We start from the raw sequence: 2,156 nt of genomic DNA, 5'->3' as shown, positions 1-2,156 counted from the left end.
TTCGGTCTCCAAACCCGCAAAAATGTGCTAATGCAAAAGGTATGGTGCGATATTTTGCTCATATGGATAATCCAGAAAAATTTCAATATGCTAAAAGTGATATTATCGCTCATGGTGGTGCAGAAATTGCTAGTTATTTGTCAGTAACGAGTGCAGAACGATATGAGTTGATTAGAGAGATGATGTCGTTTGTTGATTCTAAGAATATCACTGAAATCAAAGATTTAATTGACTATGCAATGTCAGAAAGATTTGATGATTGGTTTCCGCTTCTTTGTGATAATTCAGCTTATATTATCGGGCAATATATAAAATCGAATCGTCATGGTGGAAGTGTAAATTCAAAAATAAATAAAGGATAAGAGCTGTTAATTTCAGCTCTTTTTTTGTGCGTGAAAGTCTTAGTCACTATGACCAAAACTACGGACGAAACTATGACCAAAAGTAGGTACTATATTATGACCGAAAATAGGTCCAAAATGGATTTTTTTGTGATATCAAAAAATATAAGGTTGTTTTGTAAGAAAACCAGTTGGCACAGCCGACTTAGCCACCTTCCTGTAGGAAGGTGCTATCAGTTTTCCCTTATGCTCTTTTTGTTCTTCAGAGTTTAATTCCAGAATATTTGTGAGAAGTAGGTCAAAGAGGTCGGTGGTTTCTTCGACTTTTCCGCCGGTCAATTCGATAAAATCATTGGAATATGATTCTAGCAATTTTTCTAGTTGTTCAACGTTGATAGTTGTTTCTTTAGGCATTTACTCACCTTCTTTGGTGGTTATGACTTTTTCTAGTTTTTTAAGGGCTTCTGGGCTGAAAAGATAGTTTCTTCTACCGGCAGAGCGATATTCTTTTCCTTCAGTCAGATGTTCTTTCGCTAAGCGCAAAACGTAAGCTTGGTTGTAATCAAGTTCTTGTGCAAGTTCGCTGGTCGTCATAATTTCGGCCAAAGTGAATTTTTCTGATTTTATCACTCTCATTTATGCTCCTTCCATTTAACGTCCGTCTATATTACGTGAGTACGTCGGACTTACGACATAAGCTTATAATATAAGTTTTCTGTGTTGTGGTCAATTTTATATTATCGAAATGACTAGTAGAAAAAATCAATGCTCTAAAAAGGGTCTATTTTGCGTTTTAAGCGATTTAGCGTCTATTTCGTTTAGTTATCGGCGCAATCGTTAAAACACGTAAGAGAAGCGAGAATGGAGCCTGTAAGGCGACTGGTAGCGAAACGGTCGTGTTAGATTGCAAAAGCCGATAGCTGAACGAAATAGTAAGCGTGGCGCCTGCATATATTTCGGTAGAAGGAGGTCGGGGTTCGGGGCGGAGCCCTGAGGTTTGTTTTTTGGTTTTGGTGTTTATGAATTGGGCGGAGGAGGGGGGGACTACGACACCCCCCTTATTGGTCATTGGTCATTGGTCGATAGCTGTTTAGCCTTACTCTCCCAAGGGTTTCAGCGTTTTTTTTTGACAAAATCAGTAATGCCAAGGGTTTAAGGCCTATTATTCGCTAATTAGTATCTAAACTGTTGCACCTTAGTTACTTTTTTGTTACTATGGTTTTTAAGAAAAAGTCGTTGGAGGATACGAATTATGATCAGTAATGAAAAAAAGAGAGTCGTTGTAACGCTTACTAAGGAAGTGGCAGATAATCTTGATAAAATTGCGAAACAAATGGGTCTTAGTAAGTCTGGTCTTATTACAATTTGGGTTAATGCTAACGGAAAGGAAAATGAGCAAAAAAAATAGCAAAAGCATTAGTGTTGGCGCACTGCTTTTGCTGTTAGACTGTTGTTCAATTAAGGTAATTATAGCATGACGAGTAGAAAAACTAAAGATGAACGCACAAGGAATTGGACGTTTGTAGTCTATCCTGAATCGGCTCCTGAAAATTGGAGGGAGTTTTTAGATGAGTTACATGTTCCTTGGGTTGAGAGTCCACTTCATGATAAAGATGTGAATCCTGACGGTGAATTGAAAAAGCCTCATTGGCATGTTTTGATAATGTTTAGCGGTAAAAAGACGTATGATCAAATACGTGAGATAACTCAAAAGCTTCGGTCTCCAAACCCGCAAAAATGTGCTAATGCAAAAGGTATGGTGCGATATTTTGCTCATATGGATAATCCAGAAAAATTTCAATATGCTAAAAGTGA

At 37.7% G+C, this 2,156-nt stretch carries 5 protein-coding genes; 3 read left to right on the top strand and 2 right to left on the bottom strand.

From position 1 onward, the window contains the following. The coding region (locus tag GH660_RS17645) for a Rep family protein (RefSeq protein WP_228276552.1) at positions 1-362 on the top strand (362 nt) is incomplete at its 5' end. A 135-nt stretch (positions 363-497) separates the two neighbouring features. Here GH660_RS17645 and GH660_RS17640 read toward each other — a convergent pair. Together GH660_RS17640 and GH660_RS17635 are read right to left on the bottom strand one after the other, a co-directional pair. Further along, positions 498-755 (bottom strand): hypothetical protein, encoded by a 258-nt coding sequence (locus tag GH660_RS17640; protein WP_002299941.1) that lies wholly within the window; start codon positions 753-755, stop codon positions 498-500. Continuing rightward, positions 756-977: a hypothetical protein gene (locus GH660_RS17635; RefSeq protein WP_002299940.1), complete on the bottom strand. Its 222-nt coding sequence runs from the start codon at positions 975-977 to the stop codon at positions 756-758. A gap of 616 nt (positions 978-1,593) precedes the next feature. Here GH660_RS17635 and GH660_RS17630 point away from each other — a divergent pair. Further along, on the top strand, positions 1,594-1,749 hold the full coding sequence (locus GH660_RS17630) for a CopG family transcriptional regulator (RefSeq protein ID WP_002299939.1): 156 nt from the start codon (positions 1,594-1,596) through the stop codon (positions 1,747-1,749). Positions 1,750-1,815: 66 nt separating this feature from the next. Then, positions 1,816-2,156 (top strand): replication protein (locus GH660_RS17625; protein WP_194266362.1); only part of this gene is annotated, 341 nt, incomplete at its 3' end.

Source organism: Dechloromonas sp. H13 (genome assembly GCF_009469615.1).
Taxonomy (GTDB): Bacteria; Pseudomonadota; Gammaproteobacteria; order Burkholderiales; family Rhodocyclaceae; genus Azonexus.
The sequence above is the reverse complement of the archived record's forward strand: the minus strand, read 5'-3'. Positions and strand labels throughout refer to the sequence as shown.